General features: G+C 71.6%; 1 pseudogene. It reads left to right on the top strand.

The features are described from left to right. Positions 1 to 1,265: pseudogene (locus ACWDNY_RS31410) on the top strand (hypothetical protein); the annotation flags it as partial.

The raw sequence follows: 1,265 nt of genomic DNA, 5'->3' as shown, positions 1-1,265 counted from the left end.
GAGACCGGACGCATCGCCGGGACCGAGGAACTGGCCGACCCGGGCTACTGGGCCGGGCACATCCGCCGCACCGTCCGCTTCGCCGATGCCGTCCGGTGCCTGCACGACGAAGGAGTCAGCACCTTTGTGGAACTCGCCGGCCACCAGACCATCACCCAGCAGATCGAGGAAACCCTGGAAGCACTGCCCTCCGACTCCGAGGACGTAGTGGTCGTAAGTGTCACACCGAGCCCGCAGCGGCTGCTGAGCGCACTCGCACGCTCCCATGTGACCGGCACGCCGGTCGACTGGTCGGCATGGTTCACCCGGACTCCGGCCACCGCCGTCGACCTGCCCACCTACCCCTTCGACCGCCACCACTACTGGCTCGCCGACGACCCCACCCTGGAGGCGTCCACCACCGCGGACCGAGCCACCTGGCACCCCGTGCTCGGACCGGGTCTGGAACTCGCGGGCAGCGCCGACACGGTCTACTCGGGTCGGCTGTCTCTGCAGACGCACCCGTATCTCGTCGATCCGGTCACCGGGGCCGGAGAGCTCCCCGGCACCGCACTCCTCGAACTCGCCCTTCGCGTGGGGGAACGGGAAGGCGTGCCGCAGCTCGACAGTCTCACCGTGGAGCAGCCGCTCCCGCTGCCTGAGCACGGTGCGGTCGACCTCCAGGTGATTCTGGGAGGACCGGACTCCGCCGGTCTGCGGTCGCTCAGTGTCCACGCGCGCCGCGAGGGCGAACCCTGGACCCTGCACGCCGGCGGCCTGCTCGCCCCCGCCCCCGCGACCACAGCTCCCGACCTTTCCGAGCCGGCCGTCGACGTGACCGTGCCCGACGGCGGCGGCTTCGCCTTCCAGCCCGTCGCCCTGGAAGCCGCGTTGCGCCCCCTCCTGCCCGAGACCACGACCCCTGGCACGGTCCATCTGCCGACATCCTGGCGTGGGGCGCTGCTGCACACGCCCGGCTCACGGCCCACGGGCGAATTGCGCATACGCCTCACTCCGACCGGGCAGGACGTGTTCACCCTGACCGTCACCGACGCGTCGGACGCCCTGGTGGCGACCGTGGAAGCGATGGGCGTCACCGCTGTGCCGACGGCCGAACTCTCCCCTGCCCGGCTGCACAGGGTGACGTGGGAGCCGGTGCTCGGGGCCGTCGCCCCGGACACTCCGCGGACGCCGGTGCCGGTGGTGGTGCGGGTGCCTGGTGGTGGTGACGCGGAGCAGGCCGTGGCCGATGTTCTTGGTCGGCTGCGCGACCAGCTTGCCGGTGA

The sequence above is a fragment of the Streptomyces sp. NPDC003697 genome (genome assembly GCF_053587115.1).
The sequence above is the reverse complement of the archived record's forward strand: the minus strand, read 5'-3'. Positions and strand labels throughout refer to the sequence as shown.